This is a genomic window from Agromyces humi (assembly GCF_009720255.1).
GTDB classification, from domain to species: domain Bacteria; phylum Actinomycetota; class Actinomycetes; order Actinomycetales; family Microbacteriaceae; genus Agromyces; species Agromyces humi.
Genome location: NZ_WJSP02000763.1, coordinates 1 through 598, shown reverse-complemented (window position 1 = coordinate 598; position 598 = coordinate 1). Strand labels below are relative to the sequence as shown.

The following is a 598-nucleotide window of genomic DNA, read 5'->3' as shown; positions in this document are numbered from 1 at the left end:
CGTCCTTCCAGTTCCACCCGACCGGCCTCGCCGGGCTCGGCATCCTCCTCACCGACCGCGTACGTCGGCGGTGGCGGCTACAACGCCGCCAAGTTCGCGGCGCACGCGCTCACGGGCGAACCCGTAGAGGCCGATGCGAATGATTCGCGGCCCGACGAGCTCGACGGCGTGCTGGCCCGCTTCGAGGCGACCTGGGGCGAGGGCCGCGGAGCCGATCGTTCGACCATCCAGGCCATCGACCACGCCGGCAACACGGTGCTCGTCGCCGTCGACGACGCGGTGCAGGATGCCGCTGGTGCGCCACTCGGCGCGACGCTGGGGTTCCTCGGCTGGGCGGGCGGCCTGCACCTGCACTCGCACATGAACGCCGTCGACCCGTCCGCCCGCGGTCGTGGCATCGGCGTCGCCCTCAAGCTCCGCCAGCGGGCGGTCTGCCTGGCGCACGGCGTCACCGAGATGCGCTGGACGTACGACCCGCTCATCCGGCGGAACGCCCGCCTCAACCTCGTGCGCCTCGGCGCCGAGGTCGTCGCGTTCCACCCCGACTTCTACGGCGTGCTCGACGATGCGATCACCGGCCGCGACCGCAGCGACCGGT

Annotated in this window: 1 pseudogene; it reads left to right on the top strand. The window is 72.7% G+C overall.

Features of this window, described 5'->3' with window-relative positions:
- A pseudogene (locus GH736_RS24055) lies at positions 1-598 on the top strand (hypothetical protein); the annotation flags it as partial.